We start from the raw sequence: 26898 nt of genomic DNA, 5'->3' as shown, positions 1-26898 counted from the left end.
TCAGGGTGCCGTGACCGGCGCCTCCTGTCGAGAGGCGGAGAGCCGACGGTCGGCGTACCGGAAGCCGGCGATGAGGGCGGCGAAGAGCGCGGTGATGCCGAGGCAGACCACGGCCACCGAGCCCCAGCCCTCCTCGCGGAAGTCGAGGAACGGGTAGGGCACCCAGCGGGTGGCGCCCGCGACGACCAGCGTGACCGCGAGCCAGGCGATCGGCCAGGCGAAGGCGACCGCGACCGCGCGCCCGTCGATCCGGGGCCGCGGGCCGAGGGCGAGCCAGCCGACGACGGCCAGGACCGGCACCACCATGTGCAGCAGCTTGTCGGCCGCCCAGTCCGCGCCGTCGAGGTCGAGCAGCGGGCGGAGCAGGAGGAAGTGGACCAGCCCGGTGACGGTGATGCCGACGGTCGACGCCAGCCGGAGCGCGCGGAAGGCCGGGCCGTCGCGGAGCGGGTCGCGGGCGAGCAGGGTGGTGGCGACGGCGACCAGCAGGTTGCTCTGGATCGTGAAGTAGGCGACGAGCCGGGCCAGCCGCAGGCCGAGGCCGGGCGGCTCCACCTCGTCGAGCACCGTGCCGCCCTGGACGACCAGGACCAGCTGGAGGACCAGCGCGGCGGTCGTCACCAGGGCGGTCAGCGCGTGCCACGCCCGGGCGTGGCGCATCAGGCGTCCTCGGGTGGGGTGAGCAGCCGTTGGATCGCGTCGCCGTAGGTCGCGATGACCACCTCGGGGTCGGCGGCGGTGACGATCGGGTCGCGCTGGAGGAAGAGCAGGTTGAGCAGGCCGCCGAGCTGGGCGACCGCGAGCGCGACGCGCAGCTCGGGGTGCGGCCCGGTCAGGCGGGGCGCCAGCGGGCCGACGTACGTCTCGGCGGTGTGGCGGACCATCTCCTCGCGGACCTGGTCGTGGTGCGCGGCCTGGGCCAGGGCGACGTACCGCTGCCGGATGAGGGGCCGACCTGGGTCGAGGAAGTACGCCACGAGGCGGCGGCCGACGGTCTCCAGCGGGCCGTCGAGGACCGTGCCGATGCCGAGCGAGGTGTCGACGGTGCGCAAGAAGAGCGCCTCCTTGGACCCGAAGTGCCGGATCACCAGCGCCGGGTCGGTGCCGGCCGCCGCCGCGATCGCGCGCACCGAGGCGCCGTCGAAGCCGCGCTCGGCGAACAGGCCGCGGGCCGCGTCCTCGATCGCGGTGCGGGTGGCGAGGCCGGCGGGACGCAGTCGCTGCGCGTCGGGGGAGGTCTTCGTCACACCGCAACCGTAGGGCATGGTCGAGGCGGGTCGACGCTGTTGACAGCGCCCCGGTCAACGCCGTTGACTCAGCCCTCGTGACTGCGACCTCTCCTGCGCCGGCCAGCGGCGCGACCGCCGGCCCGGGTACGACGGAGGAGGGCTCCCGCTCCGCCCTGCTCACCGTCGCCGTGCTCTGCTTCGGCGGCCTGGTCGCCTCGCTCACCCAGACCATGGTCATCCCGATCCAAGGCGAGCTGGGCCGGCTGCTGCACACCAGCGAGGCCAACGCCTCGTGGGTGGTCACCGCGACCCTGGTCGCCGGCGCCGTCGCGATGCCGATCTCCGGGCGCCTCGGCGACCTGTACGGCAAGCAGCGGGTGCTGGTCGTCAGCGCGCTGCTGCTCGTGCTCGGCTCGCTGGTCTGCGCGCTCAGCGGGTCGCTGGTCCCGATGCTCGCCGGGCGGCTCCTCCAGGGCTTCGCGATGGGCTTCATCCCCGTCGGCATCGCGCTGCTGCGCGAGGTCACCCCGCCGCGACTCACCGCGACCGCCATGGCCGCGATGAGCGCCACCCTCGGCGTGGGCGGCGCGATCGGCCTGCCGCTGTCGGCCTGGATCGTCGAGGACTTCAGCTGGCACACGCTGTTCTGGGTCTCGACCGGCCTCGCCGTCCTGATCGCGCTGGCCGTCGTGGCGCTGGTGCCCCACGTCCGCGACGCCCAGCCCGGCCGCTTCGACGCCGTCGGCGCCGTCGGCCTCGCGGTCGGCCTGGTCGCGCTGCTCGTCGCCGTCTCGAAGGGCAACGAGTGGGGCTGGGGCCACGGCCGCACCCTCGGCCTGCTGCTGGTCGCCGTGCTGGTGCTGCTGGCGTGGGGCAGCTACGAGCTGCGCACCACCGACCCGCTCTGCGACCTGCGGGTCACCGCGCGCCGACCCGTCCTGCTCACCAATGTCGCCGCCATCGCGATCGGCTTCGGCATGATGGCCCAGGCGATCGTCGTACCCCGGCTGCTGCAGTCGCCGGTCCAGACCGGCTACGGCCTCGGTCAGACCCTGCTCGAGACCGGCCTGTGGATGGCGCCCGGCGGCCTGGTGATGATGCTCTTCTCGCCGGTCTCCGGCCGCCTGATCCGGGTCGTCGGCGCCCGGGTGACGCTGATGATCGGCGGCACCGTGCTCGGCCTCGGGTACGTCTTCGCCTTCTTCCTGATGGACGCCCCCTGGCAGCTGATGGTCGCCAGCTGCATCAACTCCGCCGGCGTCGGCATCGGGTACGCCGCCATGCCGACCCTCATCCTCGAGTCGGTCCCGCTCGCCGAGGCCGGCTCGGCGGTCGGCATCAACGGGCTGATGCGCTCCATCGGCACCAGCGTCTCCTCGGCCGTGATGGCGGCGATCCTGACCGCCTCGACGCTCGACCTCGCCGGTCACGCGCTGCCGACCGAGAGGGCCTTCGCGATCTGCTTCGGGGTGGGTGCCGCGGCCGCCTTCGTCGGCGTGCTGCTGGCCGCGTTGGTGCCCCGCGCCCGGGCCGCCGCGACCCACTGACGGCCGTTCAATAGCCGTGACGACCGATCACGGGTAAATCCGGAACCTCTCCGTTCACCGGTCGTTGATCCCGGCGTACGACAGCTGCGGTGACTGGGGGGTTCCGCACCGTCGCAGCGGCCCCGGGGCGACGCCTCGGGGCCGCGCCTCGTCCCGGACTTCCTCGGGTAGGCCAGGATGGTTCCGTGTCCGGCCCGCTGATCCCCTCCGACCCGTCGGCCGATGCCGTCCGCCGCGCCGCCCTGCGCCGGATGCGCACGGTCGCGGTGTCGCTGCTCCTGTTCGCCGCCGCCGTCTACGTCGCCACCCTCCGCGAGAAGGGTCTCTGGGGGTTCGTGAACGCCGGGGCGGAGGCCTCCATGGTCGGCGCGATCGCGGACTGGTTCGCCGTGACGGCGCTGTTCAAGCACCCGCTCGGGCTGCCGATCCCGCACACGGCGCTGATCCCCAAGCGCAAGGACGACCTCGGCAAGGGGCTCGAGCAGTTCGTGGGGGAGAACTTCCTCCAGGAGGACATCATCCGCGAGCGGGTACAGGGGGTGCAGATCGCGCAGCGGGTCGGCGACTGGCTCGCCGTGCCCGCCAACGCCGAACGGGTCGTCGCCGAGGGCTCCGAGATCGCCGCCCTCGCGCTCGGCAAGGTCCGCGACGACCACATCGAGGCGCTGGTGACCGAGGCGCTGGTGCCCCGGTTCCGGGAGGAGCCGATCGCGCCGCTGCTGGGCGGACTGCTCGCCGAGGCGATCCGCGACGACCTCCACCACGGCCTGGTCGACCTGATGCTCGAGGAGATGCACGGCTGGCTGCTCGCCAACCCCGACACCGTCCACGAGGTGCTGGGTGAGAGGGCGCCCTGGTGGGCCCCCGACTCGGTCAACAACTACGTCATCAACCGGCTGCACCTCGAGATGGTCCGCTGGCTCTCCGAGATCCGCGACAACCCCGAGCACCGCGCCCGCCGCGCCCTCGACTCGATGCTCGGCCAGCTCGCCGAGGACCTGCTCGCCAACCCGGACACCCAGGAGCGCGCCGAGCGGCTCAAGGACCGGGTGCTCGACCATCCCGCCGTCATCGCGAGCGCGATCTCGCTGTGGCAGGCCCTGCGCAAGGCGCTGCTCGGCTCGCTCGGCGACCCCGGGGGCGCCGTACGCCGCCGGCTGCTGGTCGAGATCGAGGGCGCCTCCGCCCGCCTGCGCTCCGACGCCGCCCTGCGCGAGCGGCTCGACGGGCTCGCCGCCGATGCCGCCGTCTTCGCCGTCGACCGGTACGGCGCCGAGCTGACCGCCGTCATCACCCACACCATCGAGCGCTGGGACGGCAAGGAGGCGGCCCGGCGCATCGAGCTGCACGTCGGGCGCGACCTGCAGTTCATCCGGATCAACGGCACCATCGTCGGCGGCCTGGTCGGCGTGCTGATCCACACGGTGTCGGTGGCGATCGGCTGAGGGCTCGTGTCGTTGCGGTTCGACTACCGGATTCGTCGCGATCGGGTCCCTGCCCCGACGAATTCGGTGGCTGAACCGCGACTAGGCTGGCCGGGTGGCTGAGCCGATGGACGTCCCGATCCGCGACGAGTCGATCCGGCTCGGTCAGTTCCTCAAGCTCGCCAACCTCGTCGAGTCCGGCGCCGAGGCCAAGCCGGTCATCGCCGACGGGCTCGTGCGGGTCAACGGCGAGGTCGAGACCCGCCGGGGGCGCCAGCTCGTCGTCGGCGACGTCGTGGACCTGCAAGGGCAGGCCGCCCGGGTGTCCGACGAGGACGTCCCGGACAACCTGCCCTGGTGAGCCTCGCCGCTCTCCTCGACCTAACGTCATTCGTTCCGTGGGCGATCGCCCACGGAACGAATGACGTCAGCGCGGAAGGTTCGCTCAGCTGACGCCGAGCAGGTCCACCACGAAGATCAGCGTCTCGCCCGGCTTGATCACGCCGCCGGCGCCGCTGTCGCCGTACCCGAGGTGCGGAGGGATGACCAGCTGACGGCGGCCGCCGACCTTCATGCCCTGCACGCCGGTGTCCCAGCCCTGGATGACCTGGCCGATGCCGAGGCGGAACTGCAGCGGGGTGCCGCGGTTGTACGACGCGTCGAACTCCTCGCCGCTGGAGAGGGCGACGCCGACGTAGTGGACCGACACGGTGCTGCCGGCGGTGGCCTCCTCGCCGTCGCCGACGCTCAGGTCGGTGATGACGAGGTCGGTGGGCGGGGTGGGGTCGACGAAGTCGATCTCGGGCTTCTGACTCATCCGGCCAGCGTAGAGGAGGCGCCGCCGGTCCTCTCCATCAATGCCTCACCAGTCCGGGGTGCGGGTTAGGCTGCGCGCAGCGTCTCAACCGTCGGGGGCTTGGGACATGGGGCAGGGAACGGTCTCGGGGGTGGGAGCGGTGCGGGTCGATGCGACGGGTGCGCAGTCCTGGTCGTCGCCGGGACGTGCCACGCGTCTGGTGTACGCCGCGGGTACGCACCCGGGCCGGGTCCGCACCGTCAACGAGGACTCCTCACTGGTCGCGCCGCCGGTCTTCCTGGTCGCCGACGGGATGGGCGGCTACGCCCGCGGCGACGTCGCGAGCCGGCTGGTCGTCGAGTCCTTCGCGTCCCTCGCCGGCGTCCACGAGGTGCAGCCTGTCGACGTCGAGGCGGCGATCGCGACCGCGCAGGCCCGGGTCGCCTCCCTGGCCGCGGAGGCGCCGGTCGGCGGGGAGCACGGCGACCGAGGCCGGCTCGGCTCCGCTCCGGGGTCGACGCTGGTCACGGCGGCGTACGTCATCGAGGACGGCCGCGGCTACTGGCTGCTGGCCAATATCGGCGACTCGCGGGCCTACACGTGGGCCGGCGGCGCCCTCGAGCAGATCTCCAAGGACCACTCCGTGGTGCAGGAGCTGATCGACGCGGGTCAGCTCACCCGCGACCAGGCCCTCGGCCACCCGGAGCGGCACGTCGTGACCCGCGCGATCGGGGCGCTGACGCGCTCGGAGGCCGACTTCGCGCTGATCCCGGCCGAGCCGGGCTCGCGGCTGCTGCTGTGCTCCGACGGCCTCACCTCGGAGCTGTCCGACACCGCGATCCTGCACATCCTCTCCGAGGGAACGACTCCCGACCGGACGGCGCTGACCCTCGTCGACGCCGCGGTCGCCGCGGGCGGCCACGACAACGTCACGGCCGTCGTGGTCGACGTCGAGGGCGTCGGCGCCACCGCGCCGGCCGTCGAGCACACCGCTCCCGGTCCCCAGGAGGGCCGGTGACCAGCTACCTGCCCGGCGACCTCGCCACCCTCGTCACCGACGAGGGAGTCGTCGTCACCACCCCCGACCGGCTCGCTGAGCTGGCCGCGCTGCGCGAGCGCGATCTCGAGGCCCCCACGGTCGTCGAGGTGCTCTCGCGCGGCGACCTGCGCGCCCTGCCCGAGTTCGCCGCGGTGCGCCTCGAGGGCGCCGAGGCCCGGATCCTGGTCCGCGGCGCGCTCGTCGTCCGGGTCGACGGGTTCGCCGTCGACGGTCGCGACGCGACCATGTGGACCGAGGCCTCGGCCACGCTGAGCCCGGGCGCGGTCGTCGAGGTCGTGCCGCTCGGCGCACCGGCCGCCGGGCCCGACCTGCCGCTCACCGCCGGCGTGGTCCGCAGCGCCGGCGTCACGTGGCACCCGGTCGTCGTCTCGTCCGCCGCGCCGCCCGCGCCGGTCGTCTCGCACGCCCCGGCGTCCGAGTACACCGTCGTCCGCGGCAGCCAGCGCCCGCCCGTGCCACCTCCGTCCGTGCCACCGCCGTCCACCCCGCCGCCGGGCTGGCAGCCGCCGGGCGGCGCCCCGTCGCCCGAGCACGACGGCCGCACCATCACCCCCGCCCAGCTCCAGGCGCTGCGCGACGCCGCGGCCCCGGGCACCCCGCCACCGACCATGCGTCCGCCCGCGTCCCCGGTGCGGGCGGTGGTGGCGCTGGCGCTGTCGACCGGGCGAGTGGTCCCGGTCCGCCGCCGGGTGCTGATCGGACGCAGCCCCCGCATCCAGCAGGTCGGCGGCAGCCAGAACCTGCCGGCGCTGGTCACCGTGGACGACCCGTACGTGTCCAGCACCCACCTGGAGGTCTCCGCCGACGGCGGCCGGGTGAGCGTGACCGACATGTCCACCAACGGCACGCTGCTGGCCCGCCAGGGTCGGGTCCCGGTCCCGCTGGACCGCGGTGTCGCGACCGAGGTCGCGCTCGGCGACGTGCTGACCTTGTCCAAGGGCCTGACCGCCACCGTCGTCCCCGCCCCGGACGAGGTCTGAGCGAGACTCCCATGCAACAGCCACCGCAGATCCCCGGCTTCACCTTCGTCGACCTCGTCGGCGAGGGCGGCTTCGCCGACGTCTTCCGCTACCAGCAGGAGCTGCCGACCCGGCAGGTCGCGATCAAGGTGCTGCGCAGCGGCAACGACGCCGCCTCGATCGAGCTGTTCCGTGCCGAGGCCAACGTGATGGCCCAGCTGTCCAACCACCCCTCGATCGTGCCCATCTACCAGGCCGGGGTGAGCTCCGACGGCCGCGCGTTCCTGGTGATGGAGTACTGCCCGCCGCCCCACGTCGCCCAGCGCTACCGCGCCCGGCCGCTCGCCGTCGCGGAGGTCCTCGACATCGGCGTGAAGATCGCCAGCGCGGTCGAGACCGCCCACCGCGCGGGGATCCTGCACCGTGACATCAAGCCCCACAACATCCTCACCAGCACCTTCGGCGTTCCGCTGCTCACCGACTTCGGCATCGCCTCGGTCGTGGGGGAGACCGGGGCCGGGGCGCAGGGCCTGTCGATCCCGTGGTCGCCGCCGGAGTCGCTGAGCGCCGACAGCCACGACGTCCGCAGCGACGTCTACTCCCTCGCCGCGACCCTCTACTCGCTGCTCATCGGGCACCCGCCGTTCGAGCGCCGCGACGCGCCCAACGACAACGCGACCCTGATGACCCGCATCGAGCGTGGCCAGCTCACGCCGCTGCGCAGGCCCGACGTGCCGGCGTCCCTGGTCGACGTGCTGCGCCGGGCGATGGCCGTCGAGCTCGAGCGCCGGCCGGTGTCGGCGATGGTGCTCGGGCGCCAGCTGCAGGACGTGCAGATCGAGCTGCGGCAGTCGCCGACCCGGCTCGAGGTCATGGACGCCTCGCCGTCGGCGCTCGGCGAGGAACAGCCCAACGACGCCCGGACCCTGGTCCGGCCGGTGTCGGTGATCATCCCGGCCGCCGTCCACGATCGTCCCGGCGCGCTGCAGCCCGGCCGCGCCGACGACGTCCGCAACCCGGGCCACTCCGGCCACTCCCGACCCGGGGCTACGGGCAGCCGGTCCGGTGGCCGGTCCAGCGGCCGGTCCGGTCGCCGTCCGGGCCCGGAGCGCTCGGGTGAGCGCCGGCTCGGCGGACCGGCCCGGGCCGGCATCGCCGTCGCGGTCGCCGCCGTGGCCGGCCTGGTCGGCTGGGCGCTGCTCGCGGGCAGCGCGGGCGACGACCACGGCGACGACGGGACCCTGCGCGGCGAGGACCCGCCCGACGCAATCGAGCCGTTCGACGTCCCGCCGGCGCCGGTGGTGACGAAGTCCGGCACGGGCACCCGCTGGACGTTCACCTGGACCCAGGCCGATCCCCAGCAGGGTGACGAGTTCAAGGTGCTGATCACCGGCGACGGGGTCACCCCCGCGCCGCCCGAGTACACCGACGCCACGAGCAAGACGCTCACCGTGCGCCGCGACGCGACCGTGTGCGTCCAGGTGGCGCTCTCCCGCGACGGCGGGCGCACCTCACCCCTCTCCGACCAGAAGTGCGTGACGGGCAGGTGACGATGACCAGGATCCGCAGGTGGCGCCGTACGGCGTCCGCGACCGTGCTCGCGCTGGTGGTCGGCACCCTCGTGGTGCTCGCCTTCGAGCACGACGGCAAGCCGTTCACCGAGGTCGACCTCAACGACGGCGGGGTGTGGGTCACCAACCGCGACCTCGGCCTGGTCGCGCGGCTCAACCCCCAGATCAAGGAGCTCGACCTCGGCGTCGACGCCGGCAGCGCCGACTTCGACATCTTCCAGCGGGCCACGAGCCTGTACGTCGACGACGCCTCCTCCGAGCGCGCGGTCAAGCAGGTCGACGTCGTCCGGGCGAACGTGCTCGACCCGACCTCGCTGCCGACCGGCGCGGTCGTGGCCAACGGCGGCGCCACCTTCGCCGTCGTCGACCCGGTGAGCGGCAACGCCTGGGTCCGCTCGGCCGCGCGGTTCCGCGGGTTCGCGGCCAAGGAGACGGCTCCCGACCTCAAGGGTGCGCTCACCGCCGCGGTCGGCACCGACGGACGGGCCTGGGTGCTCGGCCGCGACGGCAAGGTCACCTCCTTCTCGCTCGACGAGAACGGCCAAGCGGTGGCCGGCGACACCACCGATCTCGGCGACGGCGTCGGCTCCGATCCGGCGATGGTGTCCCTCACCGCCGTGGGCGAGGTGCCGGTGCTGTTCAACCGGGCGTCCTTCGAGCTCACCCGACCCGACGCCAAGCCCGTCGTGATCGAGACGGCCGACTCCTCCGAGGTCGAGCTCCAGCAGCCCTCCGACGACAGCGACGACGTCTACGTCGCCACCCGCGAGGGTCTCCTGGTCACCCCGGTGACCGGCGGCTCCCTCCACGAGGTCGGCCCCGGCGCCGTCTCCGGCCGCCCGGCCGCGCCGGTGCAGATGACCGGCACCGGGTGCGTGTACGCCGCCTGGTCCGACCCCGAGTCGCCCCACAACTACCTGCGCGACTGCGCCGGCGACGACAGGGACGACACCACGCCGATCCCCGGGATGCAGACCGGCGCGTTCTTACAGTTCCGGGTCAACCGCGACGTCGTGGTCCTCAACGACTCCGTCACGGGCGACGCCTGGCTGGTCCAGGAGCCCGGCAAGGCCAAGATCGACAACTGGCCGGCCGTCGACCCGCAGAACGAGAACAAGTCCAAGCTCAAGGAGATCAAGGAGGAGGTCCCCGAGCAGGAGAACCGCCCGCCCGAGCCGGAGGACGACCACCTCGGCGCGCGCCCGGGCCGCACGACGGTGCTGCCGGTGGTGGCGCTCAACGACCACGACCCCGACGGCGACATCATCAGCATCGCCAAGACGACCCACGTCGGCGGCCCCGAGCTCGAGGTCAAGATCGTCGGCGGCGGCACCCAGCTGCAGGTCAGCGTGCCCGCCGACGCCAGCGGCACCTCCACCTTCCGCTACTACGTCACCGACGGCCGGGTCAACGAGCAGGTCTACGCCACGGTGACCCTCGACATCCGCGAGAGCGACCAGAACGCCAAGCCGGAGAGGATGCCGAAGCGGGACCCCAAGCTCACCGTCGCCAGCGGCGCCAGCTCCAGCTACTACCTGCTCGCCGACTTCTACGACAAGGACGGCGACGACCTCACGCTGACGTACGCCGACGCGCGCGGCGGCGAGGTCGAGTACCGCCCCGACGGCACCATCACCTTCACCGACAACGGCACCGGCGCGAAGGTCACCGAGATCGACTACACGATCGAGGACGGCACCACCGTGCTCGACGGCAAGCTGCCGGTCGAGATCCTCGGCGACACCGCCCCTCCGGAGCTGGTCCCCGACCTGGCCTCCGGCGTCGCCGGCACCGCCGTCGTGGTCCAGCCGCTGACCAACGACCGCAACCCCGAGGGCACCGACCTCACCCTCAAGAGCGTGAAGGTGCTCGGTGACGACACCGGCACCGAGATCTCCAAGGACCTCGAGTCCGGCACCTTCACCTTCACCTCGCAGAAGGCGCGCAGCTACTACCTGTCGTACACCGCCTACAACTCCTCGGCCACCCAGTCCTCGCTGATCCGGCTCGACATCGAGTCGCCGCCGAAGGACAACCGTCCGCCGGTCGCCGTGCGCGACAAGGCCGCGATCACGCCGGGCGGCACCGCCCAGGTCGACCTGCTGCTCAACGACCTCGACCCCGACGGCGACGTGCTCGTCGTCAAGCGGATCGGGCGTCCGTCGGTCCCGGGCGTCAAGGTCTCCGTGGTCGACAAGCGCCTCGCCGTGGTCAGCTCGGCGACCGACCTCACCGGCCAGCCGGCGACCGTCGACTACTGGGTGTCCGACGGCCGGAGCACGGTCACCGGCCAGCTCGTGATCGCCCAGCGGCGCTCGACCAAGGAGAACCGCCACCCGATCGCCAACAAGGACCAGGTCACGGTCCGGGCCGGCGCGGTGACCACGATCCCCGTGCTCGCCAACGACTCCGATCCCGACGGCGGCAAGCCCCGGCTGTTCCAGTCCGATCTGCGCAACGACCAGGACCTCGACGTGTGGGTGGCCGGCGACGCGCTGCGGCTGCGGGCCCCCGACGAGCCGGGCAACTACTCGGTCATCTACGGCGTCCGCGACACCGAGGGCCTCAAGGCGACGGCCGAGGTCGCGATCTTCGTGATCCCCGACTCCCCGAAGAACAACCACCCACCGCTGCCCCAGCCGATCACCGACCGGGTCATCGCCGGGCGGCCGAAGGTGATCGGCGTCGACCTCGGGGGCGCGGACCCCGACGGCGACTCGGTGGCCTTCCGCAGCATCCTCACCGCGCCCTCGCTGGGCCGGGTCATCGACACCGGCGTCGACTGGATCCGCTACGAGGCGTTCGACGACAAGCTCGGCACCGACTTCTTCCAGATCCTGGTCCAGGACAAGTACGGCGCCACCGGCGTCGCGGAGGTCCGCGTCGGCGTGGTGCCCGAGGAGAGCGAGAACCAGCCGCCGGTCGCGCTCGACGACAGCGTCCTGGTCCAGCCGAACCGCACGATCTCCTACAACGTGCTCTCCAACGACGTCGACCCCGACGACGACCCGCTGCGGATCGCGGAGCTCAACAGCAGCATCGAGCCGAAGCCCGAGCACGAGAACGGCTTCGTCGAGCTCGAGGTCGGCGACGCGCCGGAGGCCGGCTCCTCGGCGACCAACATCGGCTACACCATCGAGGACGCCGCGGGGGCTCAGGACAACGCGGTGCTCAAGGTGACCGCGAGCCGCGACGCGCCCTTCTACGCGCCGATCGCCCGCGACGACGTCGCCGAGCTCGGCGACGTCATCGGCCGCGACCCCGGCGACATGGTGGAGGTCCCGGTGCTCGACAACGACCTCGACTTCGACGGCGCCAAGGCCGACCTGTCGGTCACCGGCTGCGACGCGGGCAAGAAGGGCCGCTGCGAGGTCAGCGGTGACAAGGCCAGCGTGCGGGTCCAGCTGGCCGCCGAGGACCAGGTCGTGCTCTACCAGCTCGACGACGCCGACGAGGAGTCCTCGGACACCTTCGGCGTGATCTACGTGACCGGCACCGACAACGTGCCGCCGCAGCTGACCACCGACAAGGACCTGGTGCCGGTCAAGGCCCTCGCGGGGGAGCCGGTCACCTTCGACCTCAAGGACGTCGTGGTCACGCGAGCCGGCCGCGAGCCCCGGATCGTCCCGGACTCCGTCCCGTCGGCCGTCAACGGCCTGGTCGAGGTCGCCGAGGGCTCGCCGACCTCGCTGGTGTTCACGCCCGCGCGCAACCACGTCGGCGCGGCGTCGGTGACGGTCAAGGTCTCCGACGGGCGCACCGCCGCCGAGGACGCCGCCCTCACCTCGCTGCTGACCGTCCCGATCGACGTCAAGCCGTCCGGGAACCTGCCGCCGCAGATGCGCGACGCCGCGCTCGACGTGACCGTGGACGGCGACCCCGGCGAGGTCGATCTGGCGGGGCTGACCCGCGACCCCAACGAGGACGACCTGAGAACCATGACCTGGTCGGTCGAGTCGGCCGACAGTGGGCTGAGCGCCAAGATCGGAGCCGAGAGCAGCATCCTCAGCGTCAAGGTCGGCGGCGGTGCGAAGGACGGCGACGCGCTGCAGGTCAAGGTGCTCGCCGACGACGGCCACGGTGGCCAGGACGAGGGGATCGTGACCGTGCGGGCGGTCGGCAGCGACCGCCCGCGGCTGCAGATCCCCGCGATCAGCGTGACGGCGACGCGCGACAAGGAGCAGAGCGTCGACATCGCCGACTACGCCGTGAACCCCTATCCCGGCGAGCCGATCGAGGTCCGCGAGGCGCGGGTCGACGGCGGCGGCGGGCGGCTCGCGGGCGTGGCGACCGACGGCTCCCGGGTGCGGTTCACCCCCACCGAGACCGGCACGTCGATCCTCCGGGTCACCGTCGCCGACGCCTCCGACGACCGCGAGCGCGACGCCACCGCCCGGATCACGGTGACGGTGATCGCGGTGCCCGACGCGCCCGACCGGCCGTTCCTGTCCTCGGTCGAGGCGTCCTCGGCGGTGCTGACCTGGCAGGAGCCGGCGACCAACGGCGCCCCGATCGAGGAGTACGAGGTCACCGGCGACAACGGCTTCCAGCAGAGCTGTCTCGACACCACCTGCCGGCTGGTCGACCTGACGCCGGGACAGGCCTACACCTTCCGGGTCCGCGCCCGCAACAGCGAGGGCTGGGGCGAGAAGGGGCCCGCCTCCGAGCAGATCGTCCCCAACAAGGCGCCGGAGCTGATGTCGCCGCCGACGATCGTCATCGAGTCGAAGCCGACCGGAGGGCGGATGGACCGCCAGCTCACCCTGCGCTGGTCGCCGCCCGTCAACGAGGGCTCGCCGATCACGTCGTACGAGATCAAGGAGGCGGGCAGCACCACCACCTGGACGGCCGGGGGCAACGACACCTCCCGGGTGATCCCGGGGCTGACCAACGGGACGCCGTACGCCTTCGAGATCCGGGCGGTCAACGACGTCGAGCCGCGCCGGCAGTTCTCGGGCCCCTCGAAGGCGGTGGCGCCGTTCGGCCTGCCGATGAAGTCCGGGGTCGCGCCGCAGCTGACGGCCAGCGAGGCCGGCGCGGTCACCCAGGACCCGTGGGTGCGCATCGACTGGGGCCGGTGGTCGGAGTCGCAGAGCAACGGCAACGCGATCACCTCCTACGAGATCACCTGCGCCGGCTGCAACCGGCCGACGTACACCGTCGACGCGGCGACCACGTCGAAGACCTTCGACCCCAGTGACGGGATCCAGAAGGGGCGGACCTTCACCTTCACCGTCGCGGCGACCAACGACGCCGGGACCAGCGACCGCAGTCCGAGCGTGTCGGGCCGGCCGTGGACCAAGGCGGGCCAGGTGCGCAACCTGCGCCAGCTGGGCGAGTCTCCGGCGGACCGGACCGCGGTCATCGCCTGGGACCCACCGGCCGACGACGGGGGACTCGCGATCCGCCACTACGTCGTGCAGACCGGGCCCTCGAGCAGCGTCACGGTCAACGCGGCGCCCGGCAACGGCACGCCCATCGTCTTCCCCGACAACGACGGCGCGCACACCGTCACGGTGTGGGCGGTGACCATGAACGGCGACCGTGCCGTGACCGGCGAACAGGCCTCGATCGGCGGGGTCGAGACCTGGGGCAAGCCGACGGTGCCCTCGCTGCAGTCCAGCACGGCCAGCAACGACTCGTACAAGGCGGCGTTCCCGATCCGGCCGGGCGACGGCAACGGCAAGAGCGTCAAGAGCGTCCAGGTCAGCATCGACAACGGCCCCTTCGAGGTCATCAACCCCTACCTCACGCAGTACCTCGACGTCGCCGAGGGCGGTGCCGCGAGGTCGATCCGGGCGCGCACCGAGTCCACCGCCACCGGCGATCGCCAGTTCAGCGACGTCGTGACCCTCACCGCGACCTCGAAGGAGAAGTCGCTGACCGTCAGGTTCGAGGGCTGCCAGTACAACAGCAGTGTCAAGGGCTGCCTGCTCCTGATCGACGGCGACGGCTTCCTCAAGGGCAGCCAGGACCTGAGCGTCAACACCACCAACCTGACGCAGACCGTCACCACCGACTCGTGCGGGGCGGTGAACCGGTCCGTCTCGACGTCGAACGGGAGCTTCACGTTCTACGCCGGCGGCGGCTGCCGGTGGACCGGCAACGGCTCGGCCACCGTGAGCGTGCGCGGCGAGAACCGCACCGCGCCGCTCGACTTCCACTAGCCCGCTCCACTGCTCGCCAGCTCGCTACGAAAGGACGCCATGTCGCTCACCACCGAGGAGACCGAGTGGTTCTCGCAGACCTTCGCCCAGCTCGTCGCCAACGTCGAGCAGGCGATCGTCGGCAAGACCGAGGTCGTCCGGTTGGCGTTCGTCTCCCTGCTCGCGGAGGGACACCTGCTCCTCGAGGACTACCCCGGCACCGGCAAGACCTCGCTCGCGCGGGCGATCGCGCAGACCATCCAGGGTGACCACCACCGGATCCAGTTCACGCCGGACCTGCTGCCCAGCGACGTCACCGGGGTCACCATCTTCGACCAGCGCTCGCAGCAGTTCGAGTTCCACCAGGGGCCGATCTTCTCCAACGTGGTGCTGGCCGACGAGATCAACCGGGCCTCGCCCAAGACCCAGTCGGCCCTGCTCGAGGTGATGGAGGAGAACCAGGTCACCGTCGACGGCGTGACCCACCAGGTCGGCCAGCCGTTCATGGTCATCGCCACCCAGAACCCGATCGAGCAGGCCGGCACCTACCGGCTCCCGGAGGCCCAGCTCGACCGGTTCCTGATCAAGACCTCGCTCGGCTACCCCGACCACGAGCACACGGTCCAGATCCTCGCCAACGCCCCGAAGGGCAAGGCGGCGACAGTGCTCCGGGCGATCATCAGCGGCGACAACGTGCTCCACCTGATCCGGCTCGCCCAGCAGGTCCACGTCGAGCAGTCCGTCTACGAGTACGTCTCGAGCATCACCGAGGGCACCCGCGAGGCGCCCGAGGTGGTCCTCGGCACCAGTGTGCGCGCCGGGCTCGCCCTGGTCCGCGCGGCCCGCGCCCAGGCGCTGTCCTACGGCCGCAGCTATGTCGTGCCCGACGACGTCAAGACGCTCGCCGTGCCGGTCCTGGCGCACCGGATGGTCCTCGACCCCGAGGAGGACTTCCGCGGTACGACGACCGAGGACGTCGTGCGCCGGGTGCTCGAGCGCGTGGCGGTCCCGCTGGAGCCCGCTCGTCCATGAAGGGCCCCCGCTCCTGGGCGGCCGGCGTCCGCCGGATACGCATCGATCTGTCCCGTCGCCGCCAGGCGCTGGGCGGTCGGCTGCGCGACGGCATCGCCGAGCGCACCCGGCGGGCGCGCCGCGCGGTCGAGCCGATCACGCAGACCGTCACCGCCGCCGGCTGGGTGGTCGCCGTGATGGCGCTCGCGCTGCTCGTGGCGGGGCCGATGCTGCACTGGCGCGAGCTGGTCGTCGGCGGGAGCTTCCTGGCCCTCGTGCTGCTCCTCGCCGTGGTCTTCGTGATCGGCCGACTGCCCCTGCTGGCCCGGCTGGACCTGGCCCGGGACCGGGTGATCGTGGGGGAGCGGGCCAACGGCTACCTGACCGTCGCCAACCCGAGCGGTCGCCGTTCGCGCTCGCTCGTCGTGGAGTTCCCCGTCGGGGCCGGCCGGGCGGCCTTCGAGCTCCCCGGCCTGGCGCCCGGCGCCGAGCACGAGGAGCTGTTCGCGGTCCCCACCGCCCACCGCGCGGTGCTCGACGTCGGCCCGGTCACCGCGGTGCGCGCGGACCCGCTGGGTCTGCTGCGCCGCGAGCGCCACCTCAGTGAGATGGACACCCTCTACGTCCACCCCAAGACCCTGCGCGTCGAGGGCTCCGCCGCCGGTCTGGTCCGCGACCTCGAGGGCCGCACCGTGCCGAAGGTGTCCGACAACGACGTGTCCTTCCACGCCTTGCGCGGCTACGTCTCCGGCGACGACCGCCGCCACATCCACTGGAAGTCCAGTGCCAAGACCGGCACCCTGATGGTGCGCCAGTTCGAGGAGACCCGGCGCTCCCACCTGCTGACGATGGTGAGCTCGCGGCTCGAGGACTACGCCAGCGACGACCAGTTCGAGCTGGCCATCTCGGTCGCCGGCTCCCTCGGCACCCAGGCGCTCGCCGACGGCCAGCAGCTCAGCGCCGCCTCCTCCCACGGCTCGCTGCCGGCCACGAGCGCCCAGCGGTTCCTCGACGGCCTCTCCGGGCTGACCTACGACTGGCAGGCCGGTCGGCTGGTCGACGTGGCCCGTCACCTCAGCGCCGACGAGCTGGCCGCCAGCGTCATGGTGCTGTGCATCGGCTCCGGCGTGTCGATCACCGACCTGCGCCGGGCCCGCCAGCACCTGCCCGTCGACACCCGGGTGATCGCCGTACGCTGCCTGGTCGGCGAAGAGCCGTCGGTGCGCTGGCTCGGCGACCTGGGCGTCGCCACGGTGGGCCGCCTCGAGGAGCTGGGCGTCGCCGTACGACGGGTGTCGGCATGAGCCAGCCCAATGACGCGCCGCTCGCGCCACCCGTGCGCTCGGCCAGCCGGAGCGGGCCGGTGCTGATCGTCCCGGACCGCCGCCGTGGCCGGGGCGCGCTGCCACCGTGGTGGCTGGTGCTGGTCGACGCCGCCCTGGTCGTGGGCCTGGGCGTTCTCTGCGCCTGGCCGCTGGGGCAGGCCTGGGTCGGGCAGCGCTGGCTGGTCGCGGTGGTCGTCGGCCTGGTCCTCGGCGTCGCCATCGCCTGGGCCGGCGCCCGCTGGCGCCTGGGGCCGTGGCTGACCGCGCTCGTCGTGGCCGCCGCCTACCTGATCGTCGGGTCCGCGGTCGCGGTCCCGGAGCGGACTCGCAACGGGGTCGTGCCGACCGCCGACTCGCTGCGGGACCTGGTCGTCGGCCTGGTGCAGTCCTGGCGCGAGTCGCTGACCCTGCCGGTGCCGCTCGCCGAGACCGGCGTCGTCCTCATCGTCCCGCTCGTGACCGGGCTCGCCGGGGGACTGGCGGCCGGGGTGCTGCTGTGGCGCTCCCGGTGGCCGGGCCTGGCGGGCGTGGTGCTCGCCGTGGTCCTGGTGCTGGCCTCCGCCTTCGGGGACGTCACCGCCCAGGCCGCGCTGGCCCGCGGCCTGGTCGGTGCGGTGGCCGGCCTGGTGTGGCTGCGCTGGCGCTCGCTGCGCCACGTCCGGGCCCGTTGGGGTCGCCGGGTGCTGGCCACCCTCGTGGTGGTCGGCGTGGCCGGCGGCGCCGCGACCGGGCTGGGCTCCCTCGCCGACCCCGAGGCCAACCGGGTCGTGCTGCGCGACCACGTCGACCCGCCGTTCGACCCCCACGACTACCCGAGTCCGCTGGCGAAGTTCCGCGCGTACAAGAAGGAGCCGCTGCGGACCGAGACCTCCCTCTTCTCCGTCGACGGCCTCGAGTCCGGCACGCTGGTGCGGCTCGCGGTGATGGACACCTACGACGGCATCGTGTGGAACGTGTCCGGCGGCCCGGACGCCGCTCACGACTCCGGCACCTTCCGGCGGATGCGCAACGACCCCGACGCCGCCGCCCGGGCCACCGTCCGGGCCGAGATCACGGTGACGGGCTACACCGGCGTGTGGGTGCCCAGCGTCGGCGAGACCCTGGCGATGACGCCGATCAAGGACGGCCGCACCGACGGCGAGGCCGCCGCCGAGCTCGTGATCAACCGCGAGACCGGCACCGTCGCGCAGATCGGCGGGGTCGAGAGCGGCACCACCTTCGAGGTCGAGGCCGTGGAGCCGGCGGCGCTCGTCGAGGAGGAGATCGCCGTCTTGGCGGCGGACCGCTCCGTGTCGCTGCCCACCCCCGCGATCGTGCCCGAGGAGCTCGTCGAGCGGGTCAAGCGCTGGCAGGCCGAGGACGGGTTCGCGGGCGGCGAGGGCGGCCCGCTCGCCCAGTTCCTCCGCGACGCCTTCCGCGAGCACGGCTTCTACTCCGACGGCATCGACGACGACGTCCCGGCCGGGCACGGCGCCAGCCGGCTGGCCGAGCTCGCCAAGACGCCGACCCCGGTCGGCGACGCGGAGCAGTACGCCGCCGCGATGGCCCTGATCGGCCAGCGGCTGGGCCTGCCGATCCGTGTGGTGATGGGATTCAAGGTGCCGCCGGGCGGGGGCGAGGTGCGCGGGGAGAACATCAGCGCCTGGACCGAGGTCAAGCTCGCCGACGCCGGCTGGGTGCCCTTCGACCCGACCCCGCCGGAGGAGAAGAAGCTGCGTCGCCCCAACGACGACCCCAACGAGGATCCCCAGCCGCAGGTGCTGCAGCCGCCGCGCGTGCCCGGCGAGCCGAAGGAGGCCAGCGACAACCTCCAGCAGGGCGACGGGCATCGCAAGGAGATCGACGTCCTCGCCGTGCTCGGCACCATCCTCGGCATCGCCCTCGACGTCGCCAAGATCGCGCTGCTGCTCTCGCCGCTGTGGGGCGTGCTGCTGTTCAAGTACCTGCGCCGCCGGCGCCGCCGCCGCGCCGGCGACACCACGCTGCGCCTCACCGGCGCCTGGCGCGAGCTCGCGGACCGGACCCGCGACCTCGGGGTGCGCGCCGCCCCGGGTGCCACCCGCCGCGAGAGCGCCTACGCCGTCGCGGAGCGGTACGACGCGGTGCCGGTCGTGACACTGGCCCACACCGCCGACCGCCACGTCTACGGCGAGGGCGAGCCGACCCCGGAGGAGGCCCGCGCCTACTGGTCCGACGTCGACACCGCGCTGCGCCGGATCCGCAGGGCGACGCCCTGGTGGCGTCGACTGCTCGCCCGGTTCTCGCTGGCGTCGGTGCCGTGGCGGGCCGGCCTCGCCCGGGTGCGGAGCGCGCTGGCCGGGCGCGTGCGCCGGCTCGGCCGCTGGCTGCTCGGGCGCGGCCCCGTGGTCCGCCTGCGCACGCTGACCCGGCGCAAACTGACCTCGAGGCGCCGTCGACCCGGCGCGAACTGACCTTTCGCGCCCGCCGACCCGGCGCAAACTGCCCCGGCTCGCTGCGCTCGCGGGCAGTTTCCGCCGGGTCGGCTACCGCGCTTCGCTTCGCTCGCGCCCCAGGTTGACCTGTTGCGAGAACTAGCTCTGGTGCACGTAGCTGTCGAGCTGGTCGCGCTCGAACTGCAGCTGGTCGATCTTGTGCTTGACCAGGTCCCCGATGCTGACGATGCCGACCACCCGGTCGCCGTCGGTGGCGGGGATGTGGCGGAAGCGGCGCTCGGTCATCACGGCGAGCACCTCGTCGAGGTCGTCGTCGGGAGAGCAGGTGCTCACCTCGGTGGTCATGATCGCCGAGACCACGTTGTTGATGACGGTGCCGTCGCTGTGGAGGCGGCGTACGACGTCGCGCTCGGACACGATCCCCTCGAGTGAGGTGCCGTCCGTGCTCACCACCACCGCCCCGATGTTGTGCTCCGAGAGCACCGCGAGCAGTTCGCGGACCCCGGCCTCGGGACTGATGGTGACCACGTCGCGAAGCGACTTCGACTGGAGCACGTCAGCGATGCGCATGTGACGCAGGCTACTCGGAGCCGCCCTCGCCGTCACTGCCCTCGTTCGACACGCGGTGCCGGCGCGGGCGCAGGTCGGACACGCTGCCCGGTCCGGTACGCGGCCAGTCGGGGTCGTCGTCGAGGTCGCCGACGCTGCCGAGGAAGGACAGTGCGGCCTCGTGGAGGTGCCCGTTGCTGGCCAGCGCGTTGCCGCCCCACGGGCCGTCGCGACCCTCCAGCGAGGTGAACCGGCCGCCGGCCTCGCGCACGATGATGTCGAGCGCGGCCATGTCGTAGACCTCGAGCTCAGGCTCGGCGGCGATGTCGACGGCGCCCTCGGCGAGCAGCATGTAGGACCAGAAGTCGCCGTACGCCCGCGTGCGCCAGACCCGGCGCATCAGTGCGAGCATGTCCTCGCCGAGGCCGCGGTCCTCCCAACCGCTGATCGAGGAGTACGAGAAGGAGGCGTCCTCCAGGCGCCGTACGTCGGACACGTGGCACTCGGTCGCCTTCATCAGCGACTTGCCGGTCCACGCCCCCTGGCCGGTCGAGGCCCACCAGCGCCGCTGCAGCGCCGGCGCCGACACCACCCCGAGGACGACCTCGTCGTCGACGGCCAGCGAGATCAGCGTGGCCCAGACGGGGACGCCGCGGACGTAGTTCTTGGTGCCGTCGATCGGGTCGACGATCCAGCGCCGCTGGGAGTGCCCCGAGGTGCCCTGCTCCTCGCCGGTGACGGCATCGCGGCTGCGGGCCTTGGAGAGGGTACGGCGGATCGACTCCTCGACGGCCTGGTCGGCGTCGGTCACCGGCGTCAGGTCCGGCTTGCTCATCACGTGCAGATCGAGCGCGCGGAACCGGGCCTGGGTGAGCGAGTCCGCGTCGTCGGCGAGCAGATGCGCCAGACGCAGGTCGTCGGTGTAGTCGGGGGCAGCCACAGGGGCACCCTAGTGCGCCGCGCCGGAGGATGTGCCGACCGGGCGACCACGGCTCGTGCAGGATTCAACCATGGAGATCAACGGCGTCCCGCTCCACCCGCTCGTCGTCCACGCCGCAGTGGTGTTCACGCCGCTCGCCTGTCTCGCCGCCTTCGGGTACGCCGTGCCGGCCTGGCGGGACCGGCTGCGCTGGCCGCTCGTGGTGCTCGCGGCGGTGTCGGTGGTCAGCGTGTGGGTGGCGTACCTGTCCGGTGGCGACCTGCGCGACGAGCGCTTCGCCACGGCCACGGGCAGCTTCCAGGAGCGGCTCGAGGACCACGAGACGTGGGCCGACCGGCTCCGGATCGGCGGCAGCGTGTTCGCGGTGCTGGCGTTCGCGGCGGCGTGGCTCCACACCCGCTCGGGGGCCGCCCGCGGCGCGCTCACGACGCTGACCGTCGCCGCCGCGGCCGTCACGCTGGTGCTGGTCTACCTCACCGGCGACGCCGGCGCCCAGGCCACCTGGAAGATCGACGGCTGAGCCGACTCAGTAGTCGGTGACCGACCGCGCGGCGAGCAGCCGCCGGAAGGACGCCACCCGCTCCGGGTCGGCCTCGCCGGCCGCGACCGCCTCGTCGAGCCCGCACTCCGGCTCGTCGTCGCCGTGGGTGCAGCCGCGGGGGCAGTCCTCGGTCATCTCTTCGAGGTCGGGGAACGCCTCGATCAGGTGCTCGGGCTGGACGTGCGCGAGCCCGAACGACCGGATGCCGGGGGTGTCGATGATCCAGCCGTCGCCGTCCGCCAGGGGCAGCATCAGCGCGGACGTCGAGGTGTGCCGGCCCTGACCGGTCACCGCGTTCACGTGCCCGGTCTCGCGGCGCGCGTCGGGGACCAGCGCGTTGACGAGCGTGGACTTCCCGACGCCGCTGTGCCCGATCAGCACGCTGGTCTCGCCGCGCAGCCGGTCGTGCAGCGCGTCCAGGCCGATGATCGTGCGGTCGGTGTCGCGGCGGGTGACCTCCCACGGCACCCCCAGCGACCGGTACGTCGCCAGCAGGGTCTCGGGGTCCTCCAGGTCGGCCTTGGTGAGGCACAGCAGCGGCGCCATCCCGCCGTCGTACGCCGCCACCAGGGCACGGTCGATCCAGCGCGGCCGCGGCTCGGGGTCGGCGAGGGCGGTGACCACGACGAGCTGGGTGACATTGGCGACGATGACGCGCTCGACCGGGTCGTCGTCGTCAGCGGTACGACGCAGGGTGCTGCGCCGCTCCTGCACCTGGACGATCCGCGCGAGCGAGCCGTCCGCGCCGGACACGTCGCCGACCACCCGCACCCGGTCGCCCACGACCACGCCCTTGCGGCCCAGCGGCCGGGCCTTCATCGCCAGCACGGTGCGGCCGTCGATGAGCAGCGTGAACCGGCCGCGATCGACGGTGACGACGAGTCCCTCGACGGCGTCGTCGTGGGCGGGGCGGTCCTTGGTGCGGGGGCGGGTACGACGACGCGGCCGGTCGTAGTGCTCGACGTCGTGCTCGTCGTACCTCGGCATCGGTGGCCTCAGAACAGCCCGGACCAGAAGCCCGCGAAGTCGGGGAAGGTCTTCCTGGTCGTGGCGACGTTCTCGACCAGGACCCCGGGGACCGCGGCGCCGACGATCACGCCCGCGTGGGCCATCCGGTGGTCGGCGTAGGTGTGGAACACCCCTCCGGTCAGTGTGGCGGGCCGCAGGGACAGCCCGTCCGGGTGCTCGTCGACGTCGGCGCCGAGCGCGCCCAGCTCGCGGGCCAGCGCCGCCAGCCGGTCGGTCTCGTGGCCCCGGATGTGGGCGATGCCGGTGAGGTGCGAGGGCGTCCGGGCGAGCGCGCACAGCGCCGCGATCGCCGGGGCCAGCTCGCCGACGTCGTGCAGGTCGGCCTCGAGACCCTGCAGTCCGCGCCAGCCCTCGGCCGGCCCGGTGACCCGCAGCCCTGCCTCGACCCGCGCGACGTCGCAGCCCATCCGGGCCAGCAGGTCGCGCAGCGCGTCACCGGCCTGGGTCGTGGTCGACGGCCAGTCGCGGACCACGACCGAGCCGCCGGAGACGGCAGCGAGTGCCAGGAACGGTGCGGCGTTGGAGAGGTCGGGCTCGATCGCCTCGTCGTGTGCCGCGATCGGGCCGGGCGACACCGCCCAGCGGTTCGCGTCGGAGTCGTCGACCGCGACGCCGCGCTCGCGCAGCATCGCGATGGTCATCTCGATGTGAGGGAGCGAGGGGATCGGACTGCCGTCGTGGCGTACGTCGACGCCCGCCTCGAAGCGCGCACCGGCCAGCAGCAGTGCCGAGACGAACTGCGAGGACGCCGACGCGTCGATCACGACCGTCCCGCCGGGCACCGCGCCGGACCCATGCACGGTGAACGGCAGCGCCCCGTCCGCGCTGTCGATCCGCAGTCCCAGGGCCTCCAGCGCGGACAGGATCTCGCCGACCGGCCGCTGGCGCATGTGGGCGTCGCCGTCGAATGCCACCTCGCCCCGCACCAGCCCCGCCGCCGGCGGCACGAACCTCATCACGGTCCCGGCCAGGCCGCAGTCCACCGCCGCCCGGTCGCCCGGCACCGAGCCGTCGAGCGGCGTCACCGTCCAGTCCTCGCCGGAGGTGTCCACCCGGGCCCCGAGCGCGGTCAGCGCCTGCGCCATCAACAGGGTGTCGCGCGAGCGCAGCGCCCGGCGTACGACGGACGGCCCGTCGGCCAGCGCCGCGAGCACGAGCGCCCGGTTGGTGAGCGACTTGCTGCCCGGCAGCGTCACTGTCGCGTCGAGCGGCCCGGTCGTGGTGGGCGCGGGCCAAGGGTCGGCGTGCGTGGCGGGAGTCGTCATCCCGCAGGAGTCTAGTGAATCCTGGCCTTGACCCGAGCGCCCACCAGCGCGGCCTCGCGGCGGGCGTCATGGGTGGCGTGCCGGGCCCGCCAGGCGATCCCCGGCTTGCCGGCCGTGTCCAGTGCCGCGATGAGCAGACCGCCGGCGAGGGCGGTGTTCTTCACGAAGTGGGTGAGCTGCTCGCGGCGCTGCTCCTTGTCGGTGGCCTCCCAGAACCGGTACCGGGTCGCGGTCGACGGCACCAGGGTGCCGCCGAGGAGTGCGGCGGAGAGCCGCGGGAAGTGGCCGGTCGCCAGTGCCAGGCCGGCGACGACCTGCACCGCGCCGCTGGCCCGCACCCACAGCACGGGGTCGTGGGGCACGGACAGGGCGTCGGGCGTCGCGTTGTCGAGCGCGGGTGCCAGGGTCTCGGTGACCGGCGCCGCCTGGGAGGCCAGCGCCGGCGCCTCGCGCAGGTCCTGGACGCCGTTCGCCAGGAAGTACGACGCCAGCAGCGGCCGGGCGATCAGTCTGCTCAGTGCCATGGTCGGGCGGTACCCGGCCGCTGTCCGGGCAGACCGATAGATTGCTGCGCATGTGCGGCCGCTATGCCTCCAGCCGGAGCCCGGAGGATCTCGCGGAGGAGTTCGACGTGCTCGACCCGCGTCTGGAGCGGGCGCTCCCGCCGTCGTGGAATGTCGCGCCCACCGACGAGGTGTACGTCGTCATGGAGCGCGTGTCCCGCGACCTCACCAGCGACGAGCCGGTCCGCCAGCTCCGCGCGCTGCGCTGGGGGCTGGTGCCGGCGTGGGCCAAGGACGCCAGCATCGGCAGCCGGATGATCAACGCCCGGATGGAGACGGTCGCCGAGAAGCCCGCCTTCCGCAAGGCGTTCGCCGCCCGGCGCTGCGTGGTGCCGGCCGACGGCTACTTCGAGTGGTACGAGACCCACCAGCGGACGGCCGGGGGGAAGGCCAAGAAGCAGCCGTTCTTCATCACCTCCGGCGACGGCTCGAGCCTGGCGATGGCCGGCCTCTACGAGATCTGGCGCGACCCGGCGAAGGCCGAGGACGCCGAGGACCGGTTCCGCTGGACCTGCACCGTGCTGACCACCGAGGCCACCGACGACCTCGGCCGGATCCACGACCGGATGCCGCTGCTCGTCGAGGCCGAGCGGCGCCACGAGTGGCTCGACCCGCGCACCCCCGCCGCCGACCTGCCCGGCCTGCTGCGCGGGCTGCGGCCCGCCCAGCAGACCGGCCTGACCGCCTACCCCGTCTCGACGGCGGTCGGCAGTGTCGCCAACAACGGACCCGAGCTGGTCGAGCCGATCCCGTTCGCCGACGAGCCCGACGACGACGGACAGGGGATTCTGCTGTGAGCGAGGAGCGCATCGTCGAGACCCCGTACGGCGAGGGCCGGCTCGTCGTACGCCGCGCCCGCCGGCCGCTGGCCACCCTGCTCGTCAGCCACGGCGCCGGCGGCGGCATCGAGGCCCGTGACCTCGAGGCGCTCGCCGCCCAGCTGCCGGGCCAGGGGATCAGCGTGGCCCGCTTCGAGCAGCCCTGGCGCCGGGCCGGTCGCAAGGTCGCCAGCCCACCGGCCACCCTCGACGTCGCACTGCGCGCGGCAGCGAAGGCGCTGCGCACCCGCACGCCCCTGGTCCTCGGTGGCCGCTCCGCAGGTGCCCGCTCGGCCTGCCGCACCGCCACGGAGCTGGGCGCCGCCGGCTGCCTGGCGCTGTCCTTCCCGCTGCACCCGCCGGGCCGTCCGGAGCGCTCCCGGCTCGACGAGCTCGCCGGGGCCGGGGTGCCGACGCTGGTCGTGCAGGGGGAGCGGGACCCGTTCGGCCGGCCTGAGGAGTTCCCCGACCCGCTGCCGGGTGGCACCGACCTGGCCGTGGTCCCGGGAGCCGACCACGGGCTCGCCGTACCCAAACGGGGGCCGCTGTCCGAGGACGAGGCGATGGGCATCGTCGTGGAGTCGGCCCTGGAGTGGATCGTGCGTGACGTGGTCGGGAATGTGGATCGTGCGTGACGTGGTCGGGAATGCGGCTCGCGCCTGAGGCGTTCGGCTTGCATGATCGCGACGCTGGAGCGCCCCCGGATCGAGGGCACCGTAGTCTGGGACGCGATGACCGAGATTTCCGATCTTTCGTCCCTCGCCGCCGACGCCTCCCACCCCGAGGACGTCGACGTCGCGTCGGAGACCCCCGAGGAGCGGGCCGCGCGCTTCGAGCGTGACGCCCTGCCCTTCCTCGACCAGCTCTACGGCGCCGCCATGCGGATGACCCGCAACCCGGCCGACGCCGAGGACCTGGTCCAGGAGACCTTCGCCAAGGCGTTCTCCGCGTTCCACCAGTTCAGGCCCGGCACGAACCTGAAGGCCTGGCTGTACCGGATCTTGACCAACACCTTCATCAACTCCTACCGCAAGAAGCAGCGCCAGCCGCAGCAGGCGCTCGCCGGCGACACGGGGGACGTCGAGGACTGGCAGCTCGCGCGTGCGGAGTCGCACACGTCGAGCGGGCTGAAGTCGGCGGAGATGGAGGCCCTGGAGCACCTCCCCGACAGCCAGGTGAAGGATGCGCTGCAGCGGCTCCCCGAGGAGTTCCGGCTCGCGGTCTACCTCGCCGATGTCGAGGGCTTCGCCTACAAGGAGATCGCCGAGATCATGGACACCCCGATCGGGACGGTCATGTCCCGCCTCCACCGCGGCCGGCGCCAGCTGCGCGACATGCTCTCCGACTACGTCCGCTCCGGCGGCGACGCTCCGCTCGAGGGGGGCAAGTGATGTCCGACGCCTTCGACAGCGCGGGGCACGAGCACGTCCACGTCTCGGACGATCCCAGCAACGCCGAGTGTGCCGACTTCCTCGAGCGGATCGTGCGGCTGATCGACAACGAGCTCGAGGCCGGCGACTGCGCCGTGGTCCGGGCCCACATCGACTCGTGCAGCCCCTGTCTGGAGCGCTACGACCTCCAGCGCACCGTCAAGGCCGTCGTCGCCCGCTCCTGCGGCGAGACCGCCCCGGCCGAGCTTCGCGAGCGGGTCCGGATCCAGATCCGGCAGGTCCAGGTCCGGATCACCGAGGGCTGAGGGCCGCGATGATCC

23 protein-coding genes are annotated in these 26898 nt (G+C 73.0%); 15 read left to right on the top strand and 8 right to left on the bottom strand.

Going from position 1 to position 26898, the window contains the following annotated elements; all coding sequences use genetic code 11:
- Both ACUP6Y_RS14840 and ACUP6Y_RS14835 read right to left on the bottom strand, forming a co-directional pair.
- Positions 1–660 carry a Pr6Pr family membrane protein gene (locus tag ACUP6Y_RS14840; protein WP_462551517.1) on the bottom strand — a complete coding sequence of 220 codons (660 nt, stop codon included), beginning with the start codon at positions 658–660 and terminating at the stop codon, positions 1–3.
- A complete protein-coding gene (locus tag ACUP6Y_RS14835) occupies positions 660–1247 on the bottom strand; it encodes a TetR/AcrR family transcriptional regulator (protein ID WP_462551516.1) in 588 nt (195 codons plus the stop codon). The genes ACUP6Y_RS14840 and ACUP6Y_RS14835 overlap by 1 nt, the downstream gene beginning before the upstream one ends.
- Before the next feature lie 77 nt (positions 1248–1324).
- Here ACUP6Y_RS14835 and ACUP6Y_RS14830 point away from each other — a divergent pair, with 77 nt between their 5' ends.
- The 3 genes from ACUP6Y_RS14830 to ACUP6Y_RS14820 all read left to right on the top strand — a co-directional run bounded on the left by ACUP6Y_RS14830 (position 1325) and on the right by ACUP6Y_RS14820 (position 4561).
- A complete protein-coding gene (locus ACUP6Y_RS14830) occupies positions 1325–2776 on the top strand; it encodes an MFS transporter (RefSeq protein WP_462551515.1) in 1452 nt (483 codons plus the stop codon).
- 185 nt (positions 2777–2961) lie between these two features.
- On the top strand, positions 2962–4221 hold the full coding sequence (locus ACUP6Y_RS14825; RefSeq protein WP_462551514.1) for a DUF445 domain-containing protein: 1260 nt from the start codon (positions 2962–2964) through the stop codon (positions 4219–4221).
- A gap of 106 nt (positions 4222–4327) precedes the next feature.
- The gene (locus tag ACUP6Y_RS14820; protein WP_462556737.1) at positions 4328–4561 is read left to right on the top strand and encodes an RNA-binding S4 domain-containing protein; all 234 of its coding nucleotides are present in this window, start codon (positions 4328–4330) and stop codon (positions 4559–4561) included.
- An 84-nt stretch (positions 4562–4645) separates the two neighbouring features.
- Here the strand turns inward: ACUP6Y_RS14820 and ACUP6Y_RS14815 are convergent, their stop codons facing one another.
- Positions 4646–5017 (bottom strand): FKBP-type peptidyl-prolyl cis-trans isomerase, encoded by a 372-nt coding sequence (locus tag ACUP6Y_RS14815; protein ID WP_462551513.1) that lies wholly within the window; start codon positions 5015–5017, stop codon positions 4646–4648.
- Positions 5018–5123: 106 nt separating this feature from the next.
- Between ACUP6Y_RS14815 and ACUP6Y_RS14810 the strand changes: the two genes are divergently transcribed.
- Genes ACUP6Y_RS14810 through ACUP6Y_RS14780 form a run of 7 tightly spaced genes read left to right on the top strand, consistent with a single transcriptional unit; the run spans position 5124 to position 19500 of the window.
- Positions 5124–6014 carry a PP2C family protein-serine/threonine phosphatase gene (locus ACUP6Y_RS14810; protein ID WP_462551512.1) on the top strand — a complete coding sequence of 297 codons (891 nt, stop codon included), beginning with the start codon at positions 5124–5126 and terminating at the stop codon, positions 6012–6014.
- Positions 6011–7036 (top strand): FHA domain-containing protein, encoded by a 1026-nt coding sequence (locus ACUP6Y_RS14805; RefSeq protein ID WP_462551511.1) that lies wholly within the window; start codon positions 6011–6013, stop codon positions 7034–7036. Before ACUP6Y_RS14810 ends, ACUP6Y_RS14805 begins: the two co-directional genes overlap by 4 nt.
- A gap of 11 nt (positions 7037–7047) precedes the next feature.
- On the top strand, positions 7048–8565 hold the full coding sequence (locus tag ACUP6Y_RS14800; protein WP_462551510.1) for a serine/threonine-protein kinase: 1518 nt from the start codon (positions 7048–7050) through the stop codon (positions 8563–8565).
- Positions 8566–8567: 2 nt separating this feature from the next.
- Entirely contained in the window at positions 8568–14753 is a 6186-nt protein-coding gene (locus tag ACUP6Y_RS14795) for an Ig-like domain-containing protein (RefSeq protein ID WP_462551509.1), read from the top strand.
- A 39-nt stretch (positions 14754–14792) separates the two neighbouring features.
- Positions 14793–15764 carry an AAA family ATPase gene (locus ACUP6Y_RS14790; RefSeq protein ID WP_462551508.1) on the top strand — a complete coding sequence of 324 codons (972 nt, stop codon included), beginning with the start codon at positions 14793–14795 and terminating at the stop codon, positions 15762–15764.
- Positions 15761–17047 carry a DUF58 domain-containing protein gene (locus ACUP6Y_RS14785; RefSeq protein ID WP_462551507.1) on the top strand — a complete coding sequence of 429 codons (1287 nt, stop codon included), beginning with the start codon at positions 15761–15763 and terminating at the stop codon, positions 17045–17047. Before ACUP6Y_RS14790 ends, ACUP6Y_RS14785 begins: the two co-directional genes overlap by 4 nt.
- Entirely contained in the window at positions 17044–19500 is a 2457-nt protein-coding gene (locus tag ACUP6Y_RS14780; RefSeq protein WP_462551506.1) for a transglutaminase-like domain-containing protein, read from the top strand. Before ACUP6Y_RS14785 ends, ACUP6Y_RS14780 begins: the two co-directional genes overlap by 4 nt.
- A 120-nt stretch (positions 19501–19620) precedes the next feature.
- Here the strand turns inward: ACUP6Y_RS14780 and ACUP6Y_RS14775 are convergent, their stop codons facing one another.
- Together ACUP6Y_RS14775 and ACUP6Y_RS14770 are read right to left on the bottom strand one after the other, a co-directional pair.
- Positions 19621–20052: a CBS domain-containing protein gene (locus tag ACUP6Y_RS14775; protein WP_462551504.1), complete on the bottom strand. Its 432-nt coding sequence runs from the start codon at positions 20050–20052 to the stop codon at positions 19621–19623.
- 10 nt (positions 20053–20062) lie between these two features.
- Positions 20063–20971 carry an inositol monophosphatase family protein gene (locus tag ACUP6Y_RS14770; RefSeq protein ID WP_462551503.1) on the bottom strand — a complete coding sequence of 303 codons (909 nt, stop codon included), beginning with the start codon at positions 20969–20971 and terminating at the stop codon, positions 20063–20065.
- A gap of 70 nt (positions 20972–21041) precedes the next feature.
- Between ACUP6Y_RS14770 and ACUP6Y_RS14765 the strand changes: the two genes are divergently transcribed.
- Positions 21042–21491, top strand: coding sequence for a DUF2231 domain-containing protein (locus tag ACUP6Y_RS14765; protein WP_462551502.1), 450 nt, complete (start codon positions 21042–21044; stop codon positions 21489–21491).
- 6 nt (positions 21492–21497) lie between these two features.
- On the opposite strand, the gene rsgA is transcribed toward ACUP6Y_RS14765, so the two are convergent.
- From rsgA to ACUP6Y_RS14750, 3 genes are read right to left on the bottom strand one after another with little or no spacing between them, the layout of a single operon-like run.
- Positions 21498–22499, bottom strand: coding sequence for a ribosome small subunit-dependent GTPase A (gene rsgA / locus ACUP6Y_RS14760; RefSeq protein ID WP_462551501.1), 1002 nt, complete (start codon positions 22497–22499; stop codon positions 21498–21500).
- Positions 22500–22507: 8 nt separating this feature from the next.
- Entirely contained in the window at positions 22508–23806 is a 1299-nt protein-coding gene (aroA, locus tag ACUP6Y_RS14755; RefSeq protein ID WP_462551500.1) for a 3-phosphoshikimate 1-carboxyvinyltransferase, read from the bottom strand.
- A gap of 11 nt (positions 23807–23817) precedes the next feature.
- Entirely contained in the window at positions 23818–24330 is a 513-nt protein-coding gene (locus ACUP6Y_RS14750; protein WP_462551499.1) for a DoxX family protein, read from the bottom strand.
- Between the two features lie 50 nt (positions 24331–24380).
- On the opposite strand from ACUP6Y_RS14750, the gene ACUP6Y_RS14745 reads away from it, so the two are divergent.
- Genes ACUP6Y_RS14745 through rsrA form a run of 4 tightly spaced genes read left to right on the top strand, consistent with a single transcriptional unit; the run spans position 24381 to position 26883 of the window.
- Positions 24381–25166, top strand: a complete 786-nt coding sequence (locus tag ACUP6Y_RS14745; RefSeq protein ID WP_462551498.1) for an SOS response-associated peptidase — start codon at positions 24381–24383, stop codon at positions 25164–25166.
- Complete coding sequence (locus ACUP6Y_RS14740) at positions 25163–25822, top strand: alpha/beta hydrolase family protein (RefSeq protein WP_462551497.1); 660 nt, start codon at positions 25163–25165, stop codon at positions 25820–25822. The genes ACUP6Y_RS14745 and ACUP6Y_RS14740 overlap by 4 nt, the downstream gene beginning before the upstream one ends.
- A 42-nt stretch (positions 25823–25864) precedes the next feature.
- The gene (locus ACUP6Y_RS14735) at positions 25865–26578 is read left to right on the top strand and encodes a sigma-70 family RNA polymerase sigma factor (protein WP_462551496.1); all 714 of its coding nucleotides are present in this window, start codon (positions 25865–25867) and stop codon (positions 26576–26578) included.
- A complete protein-coding gene (gene rsrA, locus ACUP6Y_RS14730) occupies positions 26578–26883 on the top strand; it encodes a mycothiol system anti-sigma-R factor (protein ID WP_462551495.1) in 306 nt (101 codons plus the stop codon). Before ACUP6Y_RS14735 ends, rsrA begins: the two co-directional genes overlap by 1 nt.
- Positions 26884–26898 lie beyond the last annotated feature (15 nt).

It is taken from the genome of Nocardioides sp. S5-5 (assembly GCF_054954065.1).
This window is presented reverse-complemented; position numbering and strand designations above follow the sequence as displayed.